Source organism: Pseudonocardia hierapolitana (assembly GCF_007994075.1).
GTDB lineage: Bacteria > Actinomycetota > Actinomycetes > Mycobacteriales > Pseudonocardiaceae > Pseudonocardia > Pseudonocardia hierapolitana.
The window spans coordinates 2,487,134-2,503,817 of the sequence record NZ_VIWU01000001.1 but is presented as its reverse complement, the minus strand read 5'-3'; the positions used below and the strand labels follow the sequence as shown (position 1 = coordinate 2,503,817).

General features: G+C 71.2%; 18 protein-coding genes and 2 pseudogenes. 11 read left to right on the top strand and 9 right to left on the bottom strand.

All coding sequences use genetic code 11. From position 1 onward, the window contains the following. Window positions 1-340 precede the first annotated feature (340 nt). Together FHX44_RS43195 and FHX44_RS11890 are read left to right on the top strand one after the other, a co-directional pair. Window positions 341-988: pseudogene (locus tag FHX44_RS43195) on the top strand (excinuclease ABC subunit UvrA); the annotation flags it as partial. A gap of 124 nt (window positions 989-1,112) precedes the next feature. After that, window positions 1,113-1,424 (top strand): EthD family reductase, encoded by a 312-nt coding sequence (locus FHX44_RS11890; RefSeq protein ID WP_147255788.1) that lies wholly within the window; start codon window positions 1,113-1,115, stop codon window positions 1,422-1,424. 109 nt (window positions 1,425-1,533) lie between these two features. Here the strand turns inward: FHX44_RS11890 and FHX44_RS42110 are convergent, their stop codons facing one another. After that, on the bottom strand, window positions 1,534-1,848 hold the full coding sequence (locus tag FHX44_RS42110; protein ID WP_170308881.1) for a hypothetical protein: 315 nt from the start codon (window positions 1,846-1,848) through the stop codon (window positions 1,534-1,536). Between FHX44_RS42110 and FHX44_RS43820 the strand changes: the two are divergent. The 3 genes and pseudogenes from FHX44_RS43820 to FHX44_RS11880 all read left to right on the top strand — a co-directional run. Then, window positions 1,741-2,124, top strand: a pseudogene (locus FHX44_RS43820) (DUF4158 domain-containing protein); the annotation flags it as partial. The gene FHX44_RS42110 and the pseudogene FHX44_RS43820 sit on opposite strands and share 108 nt — an antisense overlap. Window positions 2,125-2,250: 126 nt before the next feature. Continuing rightward, entirely contained in the window at window positions 2,251-3,072 is an 822-nt protein-coding gene (locus FHX44_RS11885) for an AraC family transcriptional regulator (protein ID WP_246170934.1), read from the top strand. 65 nt (window positions 3,073-3,137) lie between these two features. After that, window positions 3,138-3,719 (top strand): dihydrofolate reductase family protein, encoded by a 582-nt coding sequence (locus tag FHX44_RS11880; RefSeq protein ID WP_147255784.1) that lies wholly within the window; start codon window positions 3,138-3,140, stop codon window positions 3,717-3,719. 229 nt (window positions 3,720-3,948) lie between these two features. Here FHX44_RS11880 and FHX44_RS11875 read toward each other — a convergent pair whose 3' ends face one another. The 5 genes from FHX44_RS11875 to FHX44_RS11855 all read right to left on the bottom strand — a co-directional run bounded on the left by FHX44_RS11875 (window position 3,949) and on the right by FHX44_RS11855 (window position 8,384). Further along, a complete protein-coding gene (locus tag FHX44_RS11875) occupies window positions 3,949-4,662 on the bottom strand; it encodes a class I SAM-dependent methyltransferase (RefSeq protein WP_147255782.1) in 714 nt (237 codons plus the stop codon). A gap of 253 nt (window positions 4,663-4,915) precedes the next feature. Then, window positions 4,916-5,566, bottom strand: coding sequence for a GNAT family N-acetyltransferase (locus FHX44_RS11870; RefSeq protein ID WP_170308879.1), 651 nt, complete (start codon window positions 5,564-5,566; stop codon window positions 4,916-4,918). Window positions 5,567-5,733: 167 nt separating this feature from the next. Further along, window positions 5,734-6,579 (bottom strand): SDR family oxidoreductase, encoded by an 846-nt coding sequence (locus tag FHX44_RS11865; RefSeq protein ID WP_246170322.1) that lies wholly within the window; start codon window positions 6,577-6,579, stop codon window positions 5,734-5,736. Next, window positions 6,570-7,412 carry an NAD(P)H-binding protein gene (locus FHX44_RS11860; protein ID WP_147255778.1) on the bottom strand — a complete coding sequence of 281 codons (843 nt, stop codon included), beginning with the start codon at window positions 7,410-7,412 and terminating at the stop codon, window positions 6,570-6,572. The genes FHX44_RS11865 and FHX44_RS11860 overlap by 10 nt, the downstream gene beginning before the upstream one ends. A 72-nt stretch (window positions 7,413-7,484) precedes the next feature. Continuing rightward, window positions 7,485-8,384 carry an NmrA family NAD(P)-binding protein gene (locus FHX44_RS11855; RefSeq protein ID WP_147255776.1) on the bottom strand — a complete coding sequence of 300 codons (900 nt, stop codon included), beginning with the start codon at window positions 8,382-8,384 and terminating at the stop codon, window positions 7,485-7,487. Between the two features lie 148 nt (window positions 8,385-8,532). Here FHX44_RS11855 and FHX44_RS11850 point away from each other — a divergent pair, with 148 nt between their 5' ends. Then, window positions 8,533-9,528: an AraC family transcriptional regulator gene (locus tag FHX44_RS11850; protein WP_147255774.1), complete on the top strand. Its 996-nt coding sequence runs from the start codon at window positions 8,533-8,535 to the stop codon at window positions 9,526-9,528. A 35-nt stretch (window positions 9,529-9,563) separates the two neighbouring features. Here the strand turns inward: FHX44_RS11850 and FHX44_RS11845 are convergent, their stop codons facing one another. Next, window positions 9,564-10,499: a diacylglycerol/lipid kinase family protein gene (locus tag FHX44_RS11845; protein ID WP_212612430.1), complete on the bottom strand. Its 936-nt coding sequence runs from the start codon at window positions 10,497-10,499 to the stop codon at window positions 9,564-9,566. A 137-nt stretch (window positions 10,500-10,636) separates the two neighbouring features. Here FHX44_RS11845 and FHX44_RS11840 point away from each other — a divergent pair, with 137 nt between their 5' ends. After that, the gene (locus tag FHX44_RS11840; RefSeq protein ID WP_147255772.1) at window positions 10,637-11,431 is read left to right on the top strand and encodes an alpha/beta hydrolase family protein; all 795 of its coding nucleotides are present in this window, start codon (window positions 10,637-10,639) and stop codon (window positions 11,429-11,431) included. Between the two features lie 161 nt (window positions 11,432-11,592). On the opposite strand, the gene FHX44_RS11835 is transcribed toward FHX44_RS11840, so the two are convergent. Continuing rightward, window positions 11,593-11,988, bottom strand: coding sequence for a winged helix-turn-helix transcriptional regulator (locus tag FHX44_RS11835; RefSeq protein WP_147255770.1), 396 nt, complete (start codon window positions 11,986-11,988; stop codon window positions 11,593-11,595). An 86-nt stretch (window positions 11,989-12,074) separates the two neighbouring features. Here FHX44_RS11835 and FHX44_RS11830 point away from each other — a divergent pair, with 86 nt between their 5' ends. The 3 genes from FHX44_RS11830 to FHX44_RS11820 all read left to right on the top strand — a co-directional run bounded on the left by FHX44_RS11830 (window position 12,075) and on the right by FHX44_RS11820 (window position 15,435). Next, window positions 12,075-12,842 carry an SDR family NAD(P)-dependent oxidoreductase gene (locus FHX44_RS11830; RefSeq protein WP_147255768.1) on the top strand — a complete coding sequence of 256 codons (768 nt, stop codon included), beginning with the start codon at window positions 12,075-12,077 and terminating at the stop codon, window positions 12,840-12,842. Window positions 12,843-12,898: 56 nt separating this feature from the next. Continuing rightward, the gene (locus FHX44_RS11825) at window positions 12,899-14,473 is read left to right on the top strand and encodes a hypothetical protein (protein WP_147255766.1); all 1,575 of its coding nucleotides are present in this window, start codon (window positions 12,899-12,901) and stop codon (window positions 14,471-14,473) included. Between the two features lie 170 nt (window positions 14,474-14,643). Beyond that, window positions 14,644-15,435, top strand: a complete 792-nt coding sequence (locus tag FHX44_RS11820; RefSeq protein ID WP_147255763.1) for a class I SAM-dependent methyltransferase — start codon at window positions 14,644-14,646, stop codon at window positions 15,433-15,435. A gap of 202 nt (window positions 15,436-15,637) precedes the next feature. Here the strand turns inward: FHX44_RS11820 and FHX44_RS11815 are convergent, their stop codons facing one another. Then, window positions 15,638-15,862, bottom strand: coding sequence for a hypothetical protein (locus FHX44_RS11815; RefSeq protein WP_147255761.1), 225 nt, complete (start codon window positions 15,860-15,862; stop codon window positions 15,638-15,640). Between the two features lie 567 nt (window positions 15,863-16,429). On the opposite strand from FHX44_RS11815, the gene FHX44_RS11810 reads away from it, so the two are divergent. Continuing rightward, window positions 16,430-16,666 (top strand): DUF397 domain-containing protein, encoded by a 237-nt coding sequence (locus FHX44_RS11810; protein ID WP_147255759.1) that lies wholly within the window; start codon window positions 16,430-16,432, stop codon window positions 16,664-16,666. Window positions 16,667-16,684 lie beyond the last annotated feature (18 nt).

Below are 16,684 nucleotides of genomic sequence, written 5' to 3'. Positions count from 1 at the left end.
TCCAGCGCTTGCACGAATGAGAGTCCGCGCAGTTCTCCTATTGTGAGACCGGCGACCGCGAGCGTTACCGGGGTGAGCGCGTCATCGCGGTAGTCGGCGGCGAGTTCGTCGAGCCAACCGCGCGCCTCGACGAGCGAATCGTCGCATGCGTCGTCAAGCGTTGCGCCCGGTTCAGGTGAGGCCGGCGCAATCGCGGTGAACACCCGCGTGGTCTGTGCCAGCAGCGCCGCGAGGGCGGAACGGATCTCGCCGCGACGGGCGTCGATCCACTCCTGGCGTTGATCGCGGCGTGGTGCTCGCGGCGGATGGCGCGGGTGAGCTGCTCGTCCGGCCAGCCAACATCGGGCAGGGCTACCTCTCGCTCGACCGGCCGTCGGGCACGCTGTCTGGGGGCGAGGCGCAGCGCGTCAAGATGATCCGCCACATCGGCTCGGCGCTCACCGACGTCACGTACGTCTTCGACGAGCCCACGATCGGGCTGCACCCGCACGATATCCAGCGCATGGACGAGTTGCTGCTGCAGCTGCGGGACAAGGGCAACACCGTGCTCGTCGTCGAGCACAAGCCGGAGGCGATAGCGATCGCCGACCACGTCGTTGACGTCGGTGCCGGCGCGGGCTCGGCCGGTGGCGAGGTGGTCTTCGAGGGCACCGTCGACGGGCTGCGGGCGAGCGGCACGATCACCGGGCGGCACCTGGACGACCGGGCCTCGCTGAAGCCGTCCGTGCGCACCCCGTCGGGGGCCATGGAGGTGCGCGGCGCCAGCACGCACAACCTGCGTGCGGTCGACGTGGACATCCCGCTCGGGGTGCTGGTGGTGGTCACCGGCGTGGCGGGGTCGGGCAAGAGCTCGCTGATCCACGGCTCGGTGGCGGGCCGGGACGGTGTGGTGGTGGTCGACCAGGGCGCGATCCGCGGCTCGCGCCGGAGCAACCCGGCGACGTACACGGGCCTGCTCGACCCGATCCGCAAGGCGGCTCCTTCAGCCCGGGTTCCCGCCCGAGAAGGGGCATCCCACACTCCTGCCTTCGGTCCCACACCATGGGAGCGCCTGTCCCGGGGCGTCATCGATCCGCTAAAAATGGCTCCTGTCCCCGCGGCGAGGAGGTCTCGTGTTCCAGGTCACCGTGCTCTACAACCACCCCGAGGATCCCGCCCGGTTCGACGAACACTACGACGGGGTCCACGCGCCGCTCGCCGCCACGATCCCCGGCCTGCAGCGCTACACGGTGACGAGACCGGGACCGGGCCCGGACGGCACGTTGCCCCCGTACTACCTGGTGGCGGTGATGGAGTACGAATCCGAGGCGGCCTACGGCGCGGGCACGGCGGGACCGGAGGGCCGGGCGACCCGGGCCGACCTGGCCAACTTCGCGACGGCAGGCGTCACGCTGCTGGCGGGGCCGGCCGGCTCCGTCGTCTGACCGGTCACCCGCCGACTCCCTGCACGAGGCGCTCGACACCACCACCCCGAGTTCCCGGAGCTGCTCGCGCAGCGGGAACACTGGTTCGCCTGATGTCGGTCGTCCGCCGTCACTGCTCTGCTGCCGAATCCGCCTCTATGAGGTCAAGGCGCCGACCGGGGGCACGTACAGCATCTACAAACAGGGACGACGCGGTTTCGTGCTGGTCAGCGTGTGGCCCCGAGCGCTGCGCAGGCAGGTTGCGCGCGGTCTCGGCGATGGTGGGTAGCTCCTCGGCGGGCAGTGTGACTGTGATGGTCACGTCGTCGCTGTCCTCGTGCAGGTTGATCGGGAGCCGGGTGGCCTCGAACAGGGCGCGCAGCAGCGGCTGTGGCGCGTCGGCGAGGTTGAGCCGCAGGTAGAGCAGCGCGTCGAGCAGCGCCACGTCGTCGGGGTGCAGGCGGCCGGGCTCGGCAGCGTCGGCGGCGTCCAGATCGGCGGTGCGCTCGCCGCACCCCGGTTCCCGCGGTTGATATCGGCGCGTGAGCTGCAGGTGTTTTACACGCCTGCGTCCGAGGAGATCACCTGGGCCGGCGAGGTCACGAGCTCAGACGAATCGTTGCTGGGGCTGGTGCTGGCGCTGAAGTGCTTCCAGCGGATGGGCCGGTTTCCACGGGACGAGGAAATCCCGGAGCTGGTTGTCGATCACGTTCGCCACGGGCTGGGTTTGGACGCGGGTCCGGGATCGGCGCCGGCTCGATGCTGGCGGCAGCGCGGCTGGACCATCCCGGCGCGCGATGCCGGCGGGGGCGTCGGCGATGCTGTGGGCGTGGAGTACGTGTCCAGAGTGCCGCGACCGCCGCTGGACGAGCTGATCGACGACCTCTACTACCTGGAGGGTGCGCCGCCGTACGCCCGGCTGACGCTGCCGCCGGGGCCGTCGGCGTTGCTCATCGTCAACCTCGGGGCGCCGTTCCGCATCCGCGCCGGCACCGACATCGAGACGGCCGAGTACGCCGACGGCTGCGTGGTCACCACGCCCACCCGCGCGTTGGAGTTCGGCTACCCACTCCGGACCCGGTCCGTCGGCCTGCACCTCAAGCCGTGGGGGCTGGCGCCGTTCCTGCCGATGCCCGCGGCCGAGCTGTGTGACCGGCCGGTGACGGTAGAGCAGGTTTGGGGCCGGGTTGCCATTGCTGAGCTGCGAGACCGGCTGGCCACGGCGGACGGACCGCACGAGATGCTGACGCTGCTCGAGGAGGAGCTGATGCGACGGCTGTGCGAGACCGCCGGCCTGGGGCTGGTCCGCCATACGAGCAGCGTCCTCGCGGCGACCAGCGGGGCGGTGGCGATCGGCGACCTGAGCGTGGCAGCCGGTGTCAGCAGCACTCATCTGGCACAGCGGTTCAAGGAGCTCATCGGCGTCACGCCGAAGCGGCTGGCCCGCACCTACCGCTTCACCGCCACCGTGTTCGCGATCAACCCCGCCGGACCGATCGACTGGGGCGACCTCGCCGGCGGCGCGGGCTACTTCGACCAGGCCCACTTCGGCCACGAGTTCCGGGCGTTCACCGGGCTCACGCCGACCCGGTACGTCGAAGTCCGGCGGCGGTTCCTGCGCGAACATCCCGGCCACGTGCTGGACGGCTGGCCGCTGCCGGCCGATTGATTTCTTACAAGAGCGACAGCTCACGACCCGCTAATTTGGGGCACCCCAAAGCAGAGGAGAGCCTCGTGGGCAAAGTGGTCATGTACGCCTCGGTGTCGGTGGACGGCTTCATCGCGGACGAGAATGACCAGCCCGGACCGCTGTTCGACTGGTTGACCAGCGGTGACGTCCCGTTGGACGAGAGCGGCGTATTGAAGGTGTCGCAGATGTCCTACGACTACACCCGCCCGTACTGGGACCAGATCGGGGCGACAATCGCCGGGCGCCACGTCTTCGACATGACGGACGGCTGGGACGGGAAGCCTCCGGGCGGGGTCGACCACGTGGTCGTCGTGACGCACCGGCCGGAGCCCGAGGGCTGGGACCCCGAGACGCCGTTTCACTTCGTCGACGGCGTCGAGGCAGCCATGGCCAAGGCGCAGGAGCTAGCGGGTGACCGCATGGTCGAGGTCGCCGCTGGCGACGTCGGTGGCCAGGTGCTTGCCGCGGGCCTGATCGACGAGGTGCGCATGGACGTCGTACCCGTCGTGTTCGGGTCCGGCAAGCGCTACTTCGGGTCGGTCCACGCGCAGCACCTGTTGGAGGATCCTGACGTGGTGATTCAGGGCAACCGGGTGCTTCACCTGCGCTATCGGGTGCGCCGTTGACCGATCTGAGCGGGTACGCGAAGAAGTCCACTGCGAACGGTGAACAAGATCGGGCCTCCGGCTGCGTTTGCGCATCGCTGTCCCTGGTCGGGCAGCCGCCGCCGATCCGCCCCAGCACCTCACAGTAGGTGCTCTCCGACAGCTCCCCACCCCGCACACCACCGACAGCCGCCCGTCCGGCCCGTTGCCGAACGATCGCGGCCCGGCGCTCCAAGTCCGCGCCTGATGCCTAGACGGCTTCCAGCACGAAGAACAGGAAGCCCAGGAAGGCGCCCGACGGCATGTCTGCGAGGTGGTCAGGGAACGCCTCACGAGCGCCGGGCGCCAGGGGCGGCTCGCTGATGACTGCGATCCGGAAGCCGGCCGCGGTGAAAGCGTCGGTCATGGCGTGGAGCGGCCGATGCCAAAATGTCATCGGAACCGTTCGGCCGCCAAGGGTCCACTCGAACGACCAAGGCCGGAGTGCGAAGTAGTCAGCACCAGGTGGGGCCTGCATCTGGCTCTGGAACGGATGATCAACGGCCGCGATGAGCCTGCCGCCGGAGGTCAAGACACGCCGCAGTTCAGCCAGCGGGGCGGACCAGTCCTCGAGGTAGTGCAGGACCAGCGACGCGATCACGTCGTCGAAGGCCGCATCGGGAAACGGCAGTGGGTCGCGCAGGTCAGCGAGCTGCAGGGCTGCGTCGTCGCCGAGTCGGCGCCTGGCCAGATCGAGCATCTTGGAGCTGGAGTCGATACCTGTCACGGCCGCGCCCCGGTCTCTCAGAGACGCGAACAGGGGGCCTGACCCACAGCCGGCGTCGAGAACTCGCCGACCCCGGACATCACCAGCCAGGTCCAGGATTGCGGGCCGCTCGTAGTAGCCGTTCACGAGATTGTCTTCGGTCTCGGCTGTGTATGCCTCGGCGAAGTTGTCGTAGTCGTTGGCTGCGGGTCGTTCCATGGAGTCGGCAGATTCCTCGGGGGCGACATGCACAGCCGATCTTGGCACACCGTTCGCTTCCAACCGGTGGGCTCCGCCCGTACCCGGCACCGCTCAGAGATCAGTTGGGTGCGGCGGGTGCTGGACCCAGCGTTGGAAGGGCGACGAGTTGGTCCGACGAGTGGCCCGCGCCGAACAGGCGCCGACATTCGGACAGAGAGCACGCAGGCGTCGGCTGAACCGCAGGTCAGGGGCCCTTTCCGACGGGACAGGTTCAGATGTTCGTTCGGGGCTCGATGTCCTTGTGCATCAGCACCGAGGGGAAGGCGACCGCGCTGCGGAGGCGTCCGTGCGCCGGCCCGGCCTCCTCGTAGCCGAGCGCGCCGTAGAACGCGCGGGCTCCCGTATTGGACGCCACGACCTGCAGGACGACGCGACGCTTGCCCGACGCGGCCGCCTCGCGCTCGAGGTGCTGCATGATCCGAGAGCCTGCTCCTAGACCGCGCGCCTGGTCGTCGACGACGACCGAGTGGATCTGCGCCTCGTCGGCGGCCGGCGGGGCCGCGATGGTCAGTACCCCGCGTACCACGCCGATGAAGCTCTTGAGCGCGTCGCTCGTGCCCATGACCGAGGGGAGCGCGAGCAGCGCTCCCGGGGGCGTCGAGGGGCGGGGCTCGGCGCGGGTCGCGAGGCTCCCGGTCGCCACCACCGCCCCGTCCCGCACGACGACGGATCGACCGCCGAGTGGCGTAGCCGTGATGAGACGCCGCGCGATCTCGGTCTGCGCCGCCGCGTCGCCGCGGAGCATGCCGGGCAACTCGAAGGCGTAGAGCTGCACGAGGAGGCGGCTGAGCGCTTCGATGTCGGAGCTGGTGGCCGGCCGCACGCGCAGACCGGAGCGATCCGGGGAGGGGCGGGTGGTCATCGACGTCGGGGAGCCGGTACCGCTGCGCGGCCCGGTTCTCCCATCCCCCTTTCGATCCGCACGTGCGCCCTGCATATGGCTCGCATGAGACCGTAGGCGGCGCGGGGGTCTGCTTGCGAGCGTCGGCCGGGCTGCGCCGCAGTTCGTCCCCGCCGGAGAGCGACCGCCTATGCCGAGGCTCGCGAACCGATCTGCGCGGCCAGGCCGCCGTCGACATCGATGTTCGCTCCGGTGATGAAGCTGGCCGCCGGAGAGGCGAGGAAGACGACCGCGCGGGCGATCTCCTCGTCAGTACCGGGCCGGGCCATGGGGATCCAGCCGTTGATCTGCTGCTTGAACGTCTCGAGCCGGCCGGCGGGCATGTCCTGGCCCAACTTGGTCTGCGCCGGCGTCTCGACCGGGCCGGGGCTGACGGCGTTGACGCGGATTCCCCTGGGCGCCAGCTCGACCGCGAGCGTGCGGATCAGGGAGTACACAGCCCCCTTGGTGGCGCCGTAGACCAGCTGGCCGGGCACGCCCCGTCTACCGACGGTCGAGCTGTTGAACACCACCGAGCTGCCCGGGCCGAGCAATGGGAGGATCGCCTTCAAGGTGAAGAGCTGGCCTTTGACGTTGACGTCGAACAGCTCGTCCCACACCGCTTCGTCAAGGGTCTCCAGCGGCGTCAGCCGGACGAGGCCGGCGTTGAGGAAGGCGAGGTCGAGCTTGCCGAACCGCTGCTGGATCTCGTCGGCGACCTGCTTGGCGTCGGCGGTTGAGCGGAGGTCGGCGCGCAGCACGGCGACCTCGTCGGGCAGGCTGCGCCGCGCCTCGGCGAGCGTGTCGGGGTTGCGGCCGGTGACGAGGACCCCGAACCCCTCGGCGTGCAGAACGCGGGCGGTGGCGTGGCCGATGCCGGTGGTGCCGCCGGTGATGAGCGCCGCGGGCTGCTGGTTGGACATGGTCATGCGTGCGCTCCGTCGGTGTGTGGAGGAAAGAGGGTGAGTGGAGGGACGGGGGATGGTCAGCGCCACGCGTCGGCGACGTCCTTGGCGAACTCCGCGAAGGTGGTCGCCGGCCGCCCGGTGACCTTCGTGACGGTGTCGTTGACGACATCCATCGCGACGAAACCGGCTGCGTACCCCGGGCTGACGTACTCGACGGACCCGGCCGGGTAGCCGTAGGCGAGGAGCCCCGCGCGGATGCCTTCCCGGTCGACCTCGACGGGGTGCACGGGCCGCCCGGCGGCCGCGGATATGTGCTCGGCGACCTGCGCGGAGGTGAGCGCCTCGGGGCCGGTGATGGTGTACCCCTTGCCCTGGTGGCCGTCCTCGGTCAGGGCGGCGGCGGCAATCGCCGCGATGTCGGCGGTCGAGACGTAGCTCACCCGGGCCCGGACATTCGGCAGGGTGATCTCTCCGCGCTCGCGGATGCTCGTGACCTGGTTTGACCAATGGTCCTCGGAGAAGTCCTGCATGAACATGGTGGGCCGCAGGACGGTGCCGGACCGCTCGACGAGGAGCTCGACGCGGCGCATGGGGTCGTTCGCGGGGGCGCGGTCCACGCCGAAGGACGACAGCAGCACGACCCGGCGCGAGCCGCCGGTCGCGCGTTCGAGGAACGCCTCGAAGCTCTGGTTGGACCAGTTGGATGGATCGCTGATGGCGTAGACGGCGTCCACGCCGTCGAGGACGGCCTGGTGGGTGGTCTCGTCGAGCCAGTCGAAGCGCACCGGCTCAACGCCGAGGCGCTCGGGGACAGGGGTGCGGCTCGCGGCGCGGACGGTGACGCCGTGGTCGAGGAGCAGAGGGATGAGCCGGCGACCGGTCTTGCCGGTCGCGCCGGTCACCAGGACGGTGGAACCCATGACGTTGCCTCCGAGATGAAGGGCCGGTTCAGGACGAGGAGCCGATGCCGGTCACGGCTGGACGCGGTGTGGTCACCGCCACGCGTCGGCGGCGCCCTTGGTGAACTCCGCGAAGGTGGTCATCGGCCGACCGGTGATCGTGGTGAAGTCTTCGGCGGGCAGGCCCGTCATCGCGGAGCCGTCGGTGCCGTAGCCGGACCGGACGCTCATGACGTAGAGCCGGGCGACGTACTCGGCGTACTCGACCGTGGCGCCATCGGCCAGCAGGACGTCGCGGATGCCCTCCTCCGGGCGGGTTTCCACATGGCGGACGGTCCGCCCGACGGCCGCGGAGATGAGCTCGGCGACCTGGGGGAGCGTGAGTGCCTCAGGGCCGGTGAGCGCGTACCCCTTGCCCTCGTGACCGTCCTCGGTCAGGGCCGCGGCGGCCACCGCCGCGACGTCGACCGTGGAGATGTAGCTCACCGGGACATCGCCGCCCGGCAGCGCGATCTCGCTCCGCTCCCGGATGCGCGCCGTCGACGGAGGAGCGTTGCTCTCCGAGAAGTTCTGCATGAACACGCCCGGCCGCAAGATCGTGCTCGGGATCCCGGACCCCTCCACGAACAGCTCGAAGCGGCGCAGGATGTTCTCGGGGTCGGGGACGTCGTCCACCCCCGATGCCGACAGCAGGACGACCCGGCGCACCCCGGCGTCGGCCATCCGGCCGAAGAACGCCTCGGCGGGCGCGGTCGGGTTGCTGACGCTGTCGGACAGGTGCCCGCCGACGACGTAGACGGCGTCCACGCCGTCCAGGGCTGTCTGGTAGGTGCCCTCGTCCTGCCAGTCGAAGCGCGCCGCCTCGACGCCGTCGCGCTCGGGGACAGGAGTGCGGCCGGCGGCGCGGACGGTGACGCCGCGCTGCACGAGCTGGGGTATCACGCGCCGGCCGGTCTTCCCGGTCGCGCCGAGCACCAGAACGGTGAAGCCCATCTGAAGCCTCCGGTTCGCCGGTGTCTGTTGGACGAACTGACCGTACGAAGGCGTCTCCGAGATTAGCCATGACAGTTCAGGGCGAATTCATGTCCGATCGGCTCACGCGGCTTGTCGTCGGAGCATGACGACGCGCTAGCGTCGGGGCATGTCCGTCCGAGACCTCGACGTCCCGGCCGTTCCGTCCGGCTCGGGCGACGCCGTCGCCGACATCGTCGCCGACGTCGTGGCCACCATCCGGCGCGGCAGCGCCATCTACTGCCTCGCCCGGCTCCACGCGCCCTGGGGGATGGAGCTGGAGGAGGGCGCGGTCGCGGGGGTCGCCGTCATCACATCCGGCGCCTGCTGGCTGGTGCCGGAGGGCCTCGAGCCGGTCCAGCTCGTCCAGGGCGACGTGGTCCTGTTGCCGTCCGGCGTCGCCCACATCTGTGCCGACCAACCCGGGCGGGCGGCGCGGCCGCTGACGGAGCTGATCGGAGGTCCGCTCGAGGAAGGGATGCCGAACAGGCTGGTGATCGAGGGGGACGGCCCGGTGACGAGGCTGCTGATCGGCGCGTTCCTGCTGGCCCCGGGCCCGCCGCACCCGCTCACCGCCGTCCTGCCGCCGGTGGTGCACATCGGCGCCGGGCAGTCCCGGGACCGAGGGCTGGCCGCCGCGGTGGAACTGCTCTCCTGCGAGGTCCAGCGCGCCGACCCCGGCGCACCGGCGGTGGCCGCGTCCCTGCTGGACCTGCTGTTCGTCTACATACTGCGCGCCTGGCTGGCCGAGCAGCACCACGCGAGCGAGGGCTGGGTGCGGGCCCTGTACGACCCGGTGGTGGGCAGCGCGCTCGCGCTGATCCACGACGACCCGGCCCGCCCTTGGAGCGTGGACCTCCTCGCCCGCGCGGCCGGCACCCCGCGCGCCACGTTCACCCGGCGCTTCCGCACCCTGACCGGCCAGGCGCCCATGGCCTACGTCGCCGCCTGGCGGATGTCGGTCGCCGCCCGCCTGCTGCGCGAGCACCGCGGCTCACTGCGGGAGGTCGCGCGCCACGTGGGCTACGACTCCGAGTTCGCCTTCGCCCGAGCCTTCAAACGCGCTACCGGCCACCCACCGGGCCGGTATCGGACCGACGCCCAGGAGCACAGGACGTCCCTGTGAGCCGCTGCACCGCCTTCGCCGCGGCCGGTGCAGCCTCACATGTCCCGGAAGGAGGGGTTGACCATGACGCGCAGGGCGTTCGCCTCCAGGTGGATCTCTACGGGCGTGCGCCCGCGGATCTCGCCGTCGATGTCCAGGTCGAGCGGCGGGTCGGTTTCCAGCGACAACCTGTCGGCGGTCAGGAACGGCGTACGGGCGAGCGCACGGTACGGCCCGAGGACGGCCTGGCGCACCGTCGCGGCGGTGAGGCGGAGCCGGTTGGCGTCGCCGAGCCGGTAGACGACGAGCAGCCGGTCGTCGACGCCGGCGTCGGCGGCGATCGCACGACCGGCGTGGAAGCTGCCGTTGGCGATGTTGAGCTGGTGGGTGGCCAGCTCGTACAGCTTGCCGTCCACCGTCAGCCGCGCCGAGAACGGCTGGTGGCGCGGTAGCAGCGCCAGGGCGGTCAGCGGGTAGGCGGCCCGGCCGAGGATGCGTTTGAGGCGGTGCGGGACGTGCTCGGCGACCAGGACCGACAGCCCGAGGCTCGTCAGGTTGGCGAAATGGCGACCCGCAACGTGGCCGAGATCCACATCGGCCACCTTGCCCTCCGTGAGGGTCCGCAACGCCTTGGACAGGTTCAGCGGCAGGCCGAGGCTGCGGGCGAAGTTGTTGGTGGTCCCCAACGGCAGCACGCCGAGGCAGACGTCGCGATGCGCGAGCTGATGGCTGGCTTCGCTCAGGGTGCCGTCCCCACCACCGACCACGACCAGGTCGGCGCCGCAGCTCGCCGCCGAGGCGAGGGTGTGCGGCAGGCGGGCGGGATCGCTGACCGGCCAAACGGCCATCAGGTCCAGACCGGCGGCCTGCAACCGGTCCCGGACCTCCGAGAAGTGCCTGCGCCCCCGGCGAGACCGGACGTTGACGACCAGCGCGGTCCGCCCGTGCGCACGGATGGCCGCGGTGAGCGTCTCCTTCGTGCGGATCTCCACGGGTTCACCTCCTGAGCAATCGTGCCGTCGGTTCGAATCCCACCGGGCGTGACCCGACCGGCTCGGCCGGGCCCGCCTGATTCCGCTGGTGGCGTAACCGATTCCGCGCGGGGCCGCCGCGGACCTACCGTCGCCGCATGGTCTCACCGATCACGGGCACCGCCGCAGGCGTGCCGTTCACCGCGCTGCCGCCGGCCGACGGCGGCCCGGCGCCGCTGATCGTCACCTGGCACATGCTGGACGCGCCCAGGTCGGATGCCGCGTTCGCTTCCGCGTTGCCGATGAACGACGTGCCCGCGTGGCGGGTGCACCTCGGCATGCCGATGTGCGGGGCGCGCATGGTCGGCGGCAGCATGGACGCCGGCCTGGAGCTGCTCCGCAAGGATCCCCTGATGGCCGCGCTGTACCCGATCGTCCGGCAGGCGGTCGAGGAGTTCCCGGCCGCGCTGGAGTCGATCCGTGCGCAGCTGCCGGTCGACGACGGCCCGATCGGCGTGCTCGGCGGCTCGCTGGGCGCGGCCGTCGCGCTGCGGATCCTCGTAGGCACCGATGTCCCGGTCTTCGCGGGCGCGGTCGTCAACGGTGCCATCCGGCTGCGGTCCGTCATCGCCCTGTTCGGCGACTACCCGTACGACGCCGAGTCCGAGGAGGTCGTCGACAGCCTGGACTTCGTCGCCGAGGCTGACGCCATCGCGGGTCGCGCGCCGCTGCTGGTCGTCAGCGGCGAGCTGGATCATCCGGGCCTGCGGGCCGACGCGTTGCAGCTCGTCGACGCGTTGGGGGACCGGTCCGAACTCCTGTCGATCCCCGGGCTGGCGCACCCGCTCGCCGACGAGCCCGGCATCGAGCCCGCGCCGCAACTACCACTGGCGCGCGAGGTGGACGCCGGCCTGACCGCGTGGTTCCGACGCCACCTCGCGGGGGCGCGCTAGGAGCGCCCTGAACAACTCCGACCTACTGCGCGTCGCCCAGGCGGCGCCCTCGCCGCGTTGGACGATCGCACCGATACAACAGCAGTATCGGCCCGATCGTCCGCCTTGCGATGGCACCACCTGGACGCCGCTCGCTACGGCCGGAGTTGTTCAGGACCCTCCTAGGCGCCGGCGACCTGGTTCGCATCCCGCCGGCCCGCCTGTCCGGCCTCGCGGGCGTCGATCAGCTCGTCCCAGTGCTCGGCGGTCCAGGCCCGGATGGCCGCGATGGGTTCCATCAGGCTGCGTCCCAGCGGCGTGAGCTCGTACTCCACCCGCCGGGGCGGGCCAGGGTGTTCCGCCCGGCTCACCAGGCCGTCGCGCGCCAGCAGCCGGAGCGACTTGCTGACCGCCTTCGCGCTGGCGGCGGGCAGCGCCGGCCGGAGCTCCGAGAACCGGCGTGGGCCACCTTCGAGGCACCGCAGCACCAACGGCGTCCACTTGTCGCCGAGACGGAACGGCGTGAGATCGGAGGGGCACACCGGGTCGAACATGTCCGACGTGAGCGGCTCGGGCACGGCGTCGATCGTAGTATCCGATCGGTAACCACCCTCGTCACTACCGTCTCGCTCAGATCGGACGATCTCGACGGGGGAGCACTCACATGGCGGAGCGCACAGCAGTCGTCACCGGCGCGGGCAGGGGCATCGGGCTTGCGATCGTGCGGGCGTTGGCCGACGACGGGTACACCGTGATCGCGGGAGCGCGGACCCCCACAGAGGCCCTGCGCCGGGCGACGCCTCACGTGCTGCAGGTCGATCTCGCCGCGGCCGGTGGTCCGGAGCGGCTGATCGGGTGGGCGCAGGGCGAGCACGGCGGCATCGACCTGCTCGTCAACAACGTGGCGGGAGCCTCGTTCCCGACCGGCGGATTCCTCGAGCTCGACGACGCGGCGTGGCGGTACACCTTCGACGCGACCTTCATGTCGGCCGTTCGCGCCACGCGTTCGGCGCTGCCGAGCCTGATCGAACGTCGCGGCGCCGTCGTCAACATCGGCTCGGTGAACTCGCGGCTGGCGCAGCCGCGCCTGGTGGCCCAGTCCGCGGCCAAGGCCGCGCTCGCGAACCTGGGCAAGGCGCTGGCGGAGGAGTTCGGCGGTCGCGGCGTGCGGGTCAACACGGTCCTGCCCGGCCCGGTGCGGACCGACGTGTGGACCCGGCCAGGAGGGCCCGGCGACATGCTGGCACGACGGGCCGGATCGACCCCCGACGCCTTCCAGGACGAGCTTCCCGACGTGCTCGGCCTGTCCACGTCACGGCTCACCGAGCCCGAGGAGGTCGCCGCCCTCGTGGTCTTCCTCGCCTCGGGCCGCGTTCGGAACATGAGCGGTTCGGAGCTGGTGATCGACGGCGGGATGCTGAAGTCGCTGTGACCGCGCTCGACTGAGGGTTCAGCGAATCCACAGCGGCCCGGACGGACCATGCCGGGATGCCGATGTCGGTCCGCTCCGCCACCCGCTCCGACGGGGCGGTGATCTGGCTCGTCCTGGCCGCGGCCACGGTGGGCACGCTCTACAGCTCGCACTTCCTCCCGTTCTACGACTACTACCAGTGGCTCTTCCAAGGTCACGTGGTGTCCGATCTGCTGTTCGGGACGGACCGCGACTCCGCGGGCTTCGCCCGCGTGTACTCGCTCGATCCCGTGCCGGTGCCCAACCTCGCCGCCCCGGTCGGGATCGGCGCGCTCAACGTGCTCCTGCCGATCGAGGCCGCCGGGCAGCTCTTCCTCGTCCTCGCCGTGCTCGGCTTCGCCGCCTCCTTCGGGTATCTCGTGCGCACCCTCCAGGGCAGGCCCACTGCGGTCGAGTACCTCGGCTTCCTCTGGGCGCCGGGGTTCTACCTCTACAAGGGCTACCTCAGCTTCCTGGTCGGGCTCGCCCTCGTGTTCGTCCTCGTCGCCGTGCTGCACCGGGCGGTCGCCGATCCGAGCGGGCCGGACCGCAGGAGCCTGCTGCTGCTGGGCGTCCTCGGCCTCGTGCTCTACCTGTCACACCTGCTGGCGTGGGGGATCGGTGTGCTGGCCCTCCTCGTCCACGCACTCGTCCTGGCGCGGACGGGCCGAGGCCGCCGGGCCCTGCTCCTGCTCGGCACGCTCCTGCCAGGCGTCGTGCTGGCCGCGTGGTACGTGCTGGCCGAACGGGGAGGGACCGGCGTCGTCCTCTACTCGTCCTGGTTCGACAAAGCGATCTCCCTCACCGAGACGCTCCAGTTCTTCCTGCGGCTCGACCCGTTCCCGCCGGTGTTCCCCATCTTCTGGGTCAACCTGCTGCTCGCGGTGGCGTTCGTGGCGCTCGTGGGTTTCCAGCTCGACCGGTCCGCGCTGCGTGCCGCCGTGGAGGACAGGCCGGTGCTCTGGCTCGCCGGCCTGCTCGCCGGGATCGCGCTGGTGCTGCCCGTCAGCATGGTCAACGACCTGATCAAGCCCGACGAGCGGTTCGTGATGCCCGCGCTGCTGCTCGCCGTCGCGGCCCTGCCTCACCGGGTTTCACCGCCCTACCGCGCCGTCCGTCCCGCCGTGACCGGGGTGACAGGGCTGCTGGTGGTGGCCGTCCTCGGCCTGCACGTCGCCGAGTACGTCGACGTCGGCCACCGGATCGCGCGGGTGGACGCGGCCACCGATGCCGCCGTCCCGGCCGGTGCGCCGCTGGCGTACCTGACGGTCCCCTCCCGCTACGGCTGCGAGGCCGCGCCCGGGTTGTCGGTCGGGGTGCCGGTGCTCAAGTGGTTCGGCGTCGACCACGCGATCGAGACCGGGCAGGCAAGGGTCAACGTCGAGGAGACCTCCATCGTCCGTGCCGACGGGCCCACCGGGGGTGGCATGACCGTCCTCGCCCCCACGCTGTCGGAGGTGCCAGGCGCGGTGCTGCCCATGGCCGCCGACCACCCGTACGTGGAGGCGATCGCGTGCCCGTCCGATCTGGCGGGCATCGAGCGGGAACTCGCGCCGGCGTACCGGCCGATCGCGCACGGCGAGGGCTACACGATCCTCCGGCGCAGCCCGTGAACGCCACCGCTGCCATGTCGTCGGCCGCCGGCGGCACGCGCGAAGGGGCCCGCGACCCAGCTGATCAAGTCCGCCGAGCTCGGTCGCACGGTGCCGATGTGGCGCGCGATCGGCTGCTGCGCGACGACTTTCAGCTGATGACCGAGCTTCGCGCGTACCTTGGGCAAGCCATGAGCGCATCCGAGGTCTGGAACGTCGGCGAGGCGTACGAGCGCTACGTCGGCCGGTGGAGCCGCGATGTGGCCGATGTGTTCGTGCGGCGCCTGGGCGTGCCGGCCGGCCGGAGGTGGCTGGACGTCGGCTGCGGCACCGGAGCCCTGACGTCCGCGGTCCTGCGCAAGGGCGATCCGGCCGCCGTGCACGGCGTCGATTCCTCGGAGGGCTTCCTCGCCCACGCGCGCCGGGACACCGACGACCCTCGGGCCCGGTTCGCGGTGGGCGACGCCCGCGCACTGCCGTTCCCCGAGGCCCGGTTCGACGCCGCGGTGAGCGGGCTGGTGCTCAACTTCGTCCCCGAGCCGGAGGACGCGGCCGAGGAGCTGGCGAGGGTGGTGGCGCCGGGCGGTGTGGTGGGCGCCTACCTGTGGGACTACGCCGACGGGATGCAGATGATCCGGCTCTTCTGGGACGCCGCGACCGCCCTCGACCCCGCTGCGGCCCGGCTGGACGAGGCGCGCCGCTTCCCGCTGTGCCGGCCCGAGCCATTGCACACCCTCTGGACCGGCGCAGGCCTCACCGGTGTCGAGGTCGAGCCGATCGAGGTGCCCACCCGGTTCCGGGACCTCGACGACTACTGGACGCCCTTCCTCGGCGGGCAGGGCCCCGCACCCGCGTTCGTCGCCACGCTCGACGAGGACCGGCGCGCCGCGCTGCACACGCTGATGGGCGAGCGCCTTCCCGTTGCGGGCGACGGGTCGATCACCTTGTCCGCACGCGCGTGGGCGGTTTCCGGCACGCGGTGAGCGTCACGGCGCTCGACCACGGCGCCGACCAGGAGCGCCGTCGGCACGGCCAACGCGCACCAGGCTCCGAGAACGCCGAGGATCCAGAGCGTCATGGACGTGTACACGTCGCGACCGGGCGCAGCGTTCGAATCGATCGTCGAGGCCGACGACGAGCGCCCTCTGAGGACGCCCGCCGCCGGGTCCTGGAGGGCGGATGCCGCTAGCGGCGCCCGCCCGCTGCGCGCAGCCGCTCCATCTCCTTGCCGATCTCCCAGAGGCGGCATGGCCAGACGGGGGCGACCGTGGTGGGGAGGCGGCAGCCGCGGCAGTGCCCCGTGGCATCGGGGCTGTGCTCGGCAAGGATGTGGCGCACCGCCGACGAGGTGAACGTCGCTGCGAGGACCTCGGCGATGCTGTGGATCTGGTCGCTCGGCTCCCGGGCCACCGGAGGCGACCCCATCACGCGAGCCGGGGGCTGCAGTGGCCTGCCGGCCGTGCTGCACATCCGCACCGCTGACCTGCTCGCGAGCTCCCCCTCGCTGTTCCCCGCAACACCGCTGCTCCTCTCGCCGGTAGACGCTCCGTGCTCATTGGTGCCGCCGACCGTCCGGGTCTGGTGCGACCCTGGAACGACGAGCCCGGAGCGCTAGTCAGGCGACTCGTGCCGCCCGTTCCCCTGAGCCGTGTCGGGCTCCGCTGCGTGAGATCCCGGACACACAGAGCAGTGTGCCGGTTACGGGCTGCAGATGCAACCCGCTCTTGCACGTGCACGAATGCACGTGCATCTGCGCATGCAGTTTCCGCCTGCATGGCCGCGCAGGTGATCAGTGGGGCGCGAACGTACGGCGCGACGAGTACGGGGTGCAGGAAACAAGCCCTGATCAGGCGCACTCGATCGGAGGAACTCCGCCCGCGTTTGCGGACTGCAGGTGCTCACGCCATATGCACGTGCAGATGCAAGCTGCTACCGTCGGACGCATCCGCCGATAGTCGACCCCGAAGGGTGATCAAGATGGGGAACGATCGCATCGTGGTGCCGGCGCAGCAGATCGAAGGTGCGCACTGGCACAAGAGCACGTTCAGCGGGCAGCACGCCTGCGTGGAGGTCGCGATGCTGGACGGCGGAGAGGTGGCCGTGCGCCACTCGCGCCAGCCGGCAGGCCCCGCGCTCGTGTTCACTCCCGAGGAGTGGTCGGCGTTCCTCCAGGGCGCCTGGCACGGCGAGTTCGGCGACCGCCCAGCTCACTGACCGTCCCGCAGCAGAAGT

What these genes read in the sequence shown, in the direction of transcription:
- FHX44_RS11875 (WP_147255782.1), bottom strand. Translation starts at nt 4,662, where the DNA reads ATGGAACGACCCGCAGCCAACGACTACGACAACTTCGCCGAGGCATAC.
- FHX44_RS11870 (WP_170308879.1), bottom strand. Translation starts at nt 5,566, where the DNA reads ATGACCACCCGCCCCTCCCCGGATCGCTCCGGTCTGCGCGTGCGGCCG.
- FHX44_RS11860 (WP_147255778.1), bottom strand. Translation starts at nt 7,412, where the DNA reads ATGGGTTCCACCGTCCTGGTGACCGGCGCGACCGGCAAGACCGGTCGC.
- FHX44_RS11855 (WP_147255776.1), bottom strand. Translation starts at nt 8,384, where the DNA reads ATGGGCTTCACCGTTCTGGTGCTCGGCGCGACCGGGAAGACCGGCCGG.
- FHX44_RS11850 (WP_147255774.1), top strand. Translation starts at nt 8,533, where the DNA reads ATGTCCGTCCGAGACCTCGACGTCCCGGCCGTTCCGTCCGGCTCGGGC.
- FHX44_RS11840 (WP_147255772.1), top strand. Translation starts at nt 10,637, where the DNA reads ATGGTCTCACCGATCACGGGCACCGCCGCAGGCGTGCCGTTCACCGCG.
- FHX44_RS11830 (WP_147255768.1), top strand. Translation starts at nt 12,075, where the DNA reads ATGGCGGAGCGCACAGCAGTCGTCACCGGCGCGGGCAGGGGCATCGGG.
- FHX44_RS11825 (WP_147255766.1), top strand. Translation starts at nt 12,899, where the DNA reads ATGCCGATGTCGGTCCGCTCCGCCACCCGCTCCGACGGGGCGGTGATC.
- FHX44_RS11820 (WP_147255763.1), top strand. Translation starts at nt 14,644, where the DNA reads ATGAGCGCATCCGAGGTCTGGAACGTCGGCGAGGCGTACGAGCGCTAC.
- FHX44_RS11810 (WP_147255759.1), top strand. Translation starts at nt 16,430, where the DNA reads ATGGGGAACGATCGCATCGTGGTGCCGGCGCAGCAGATCGAAGGTGCG.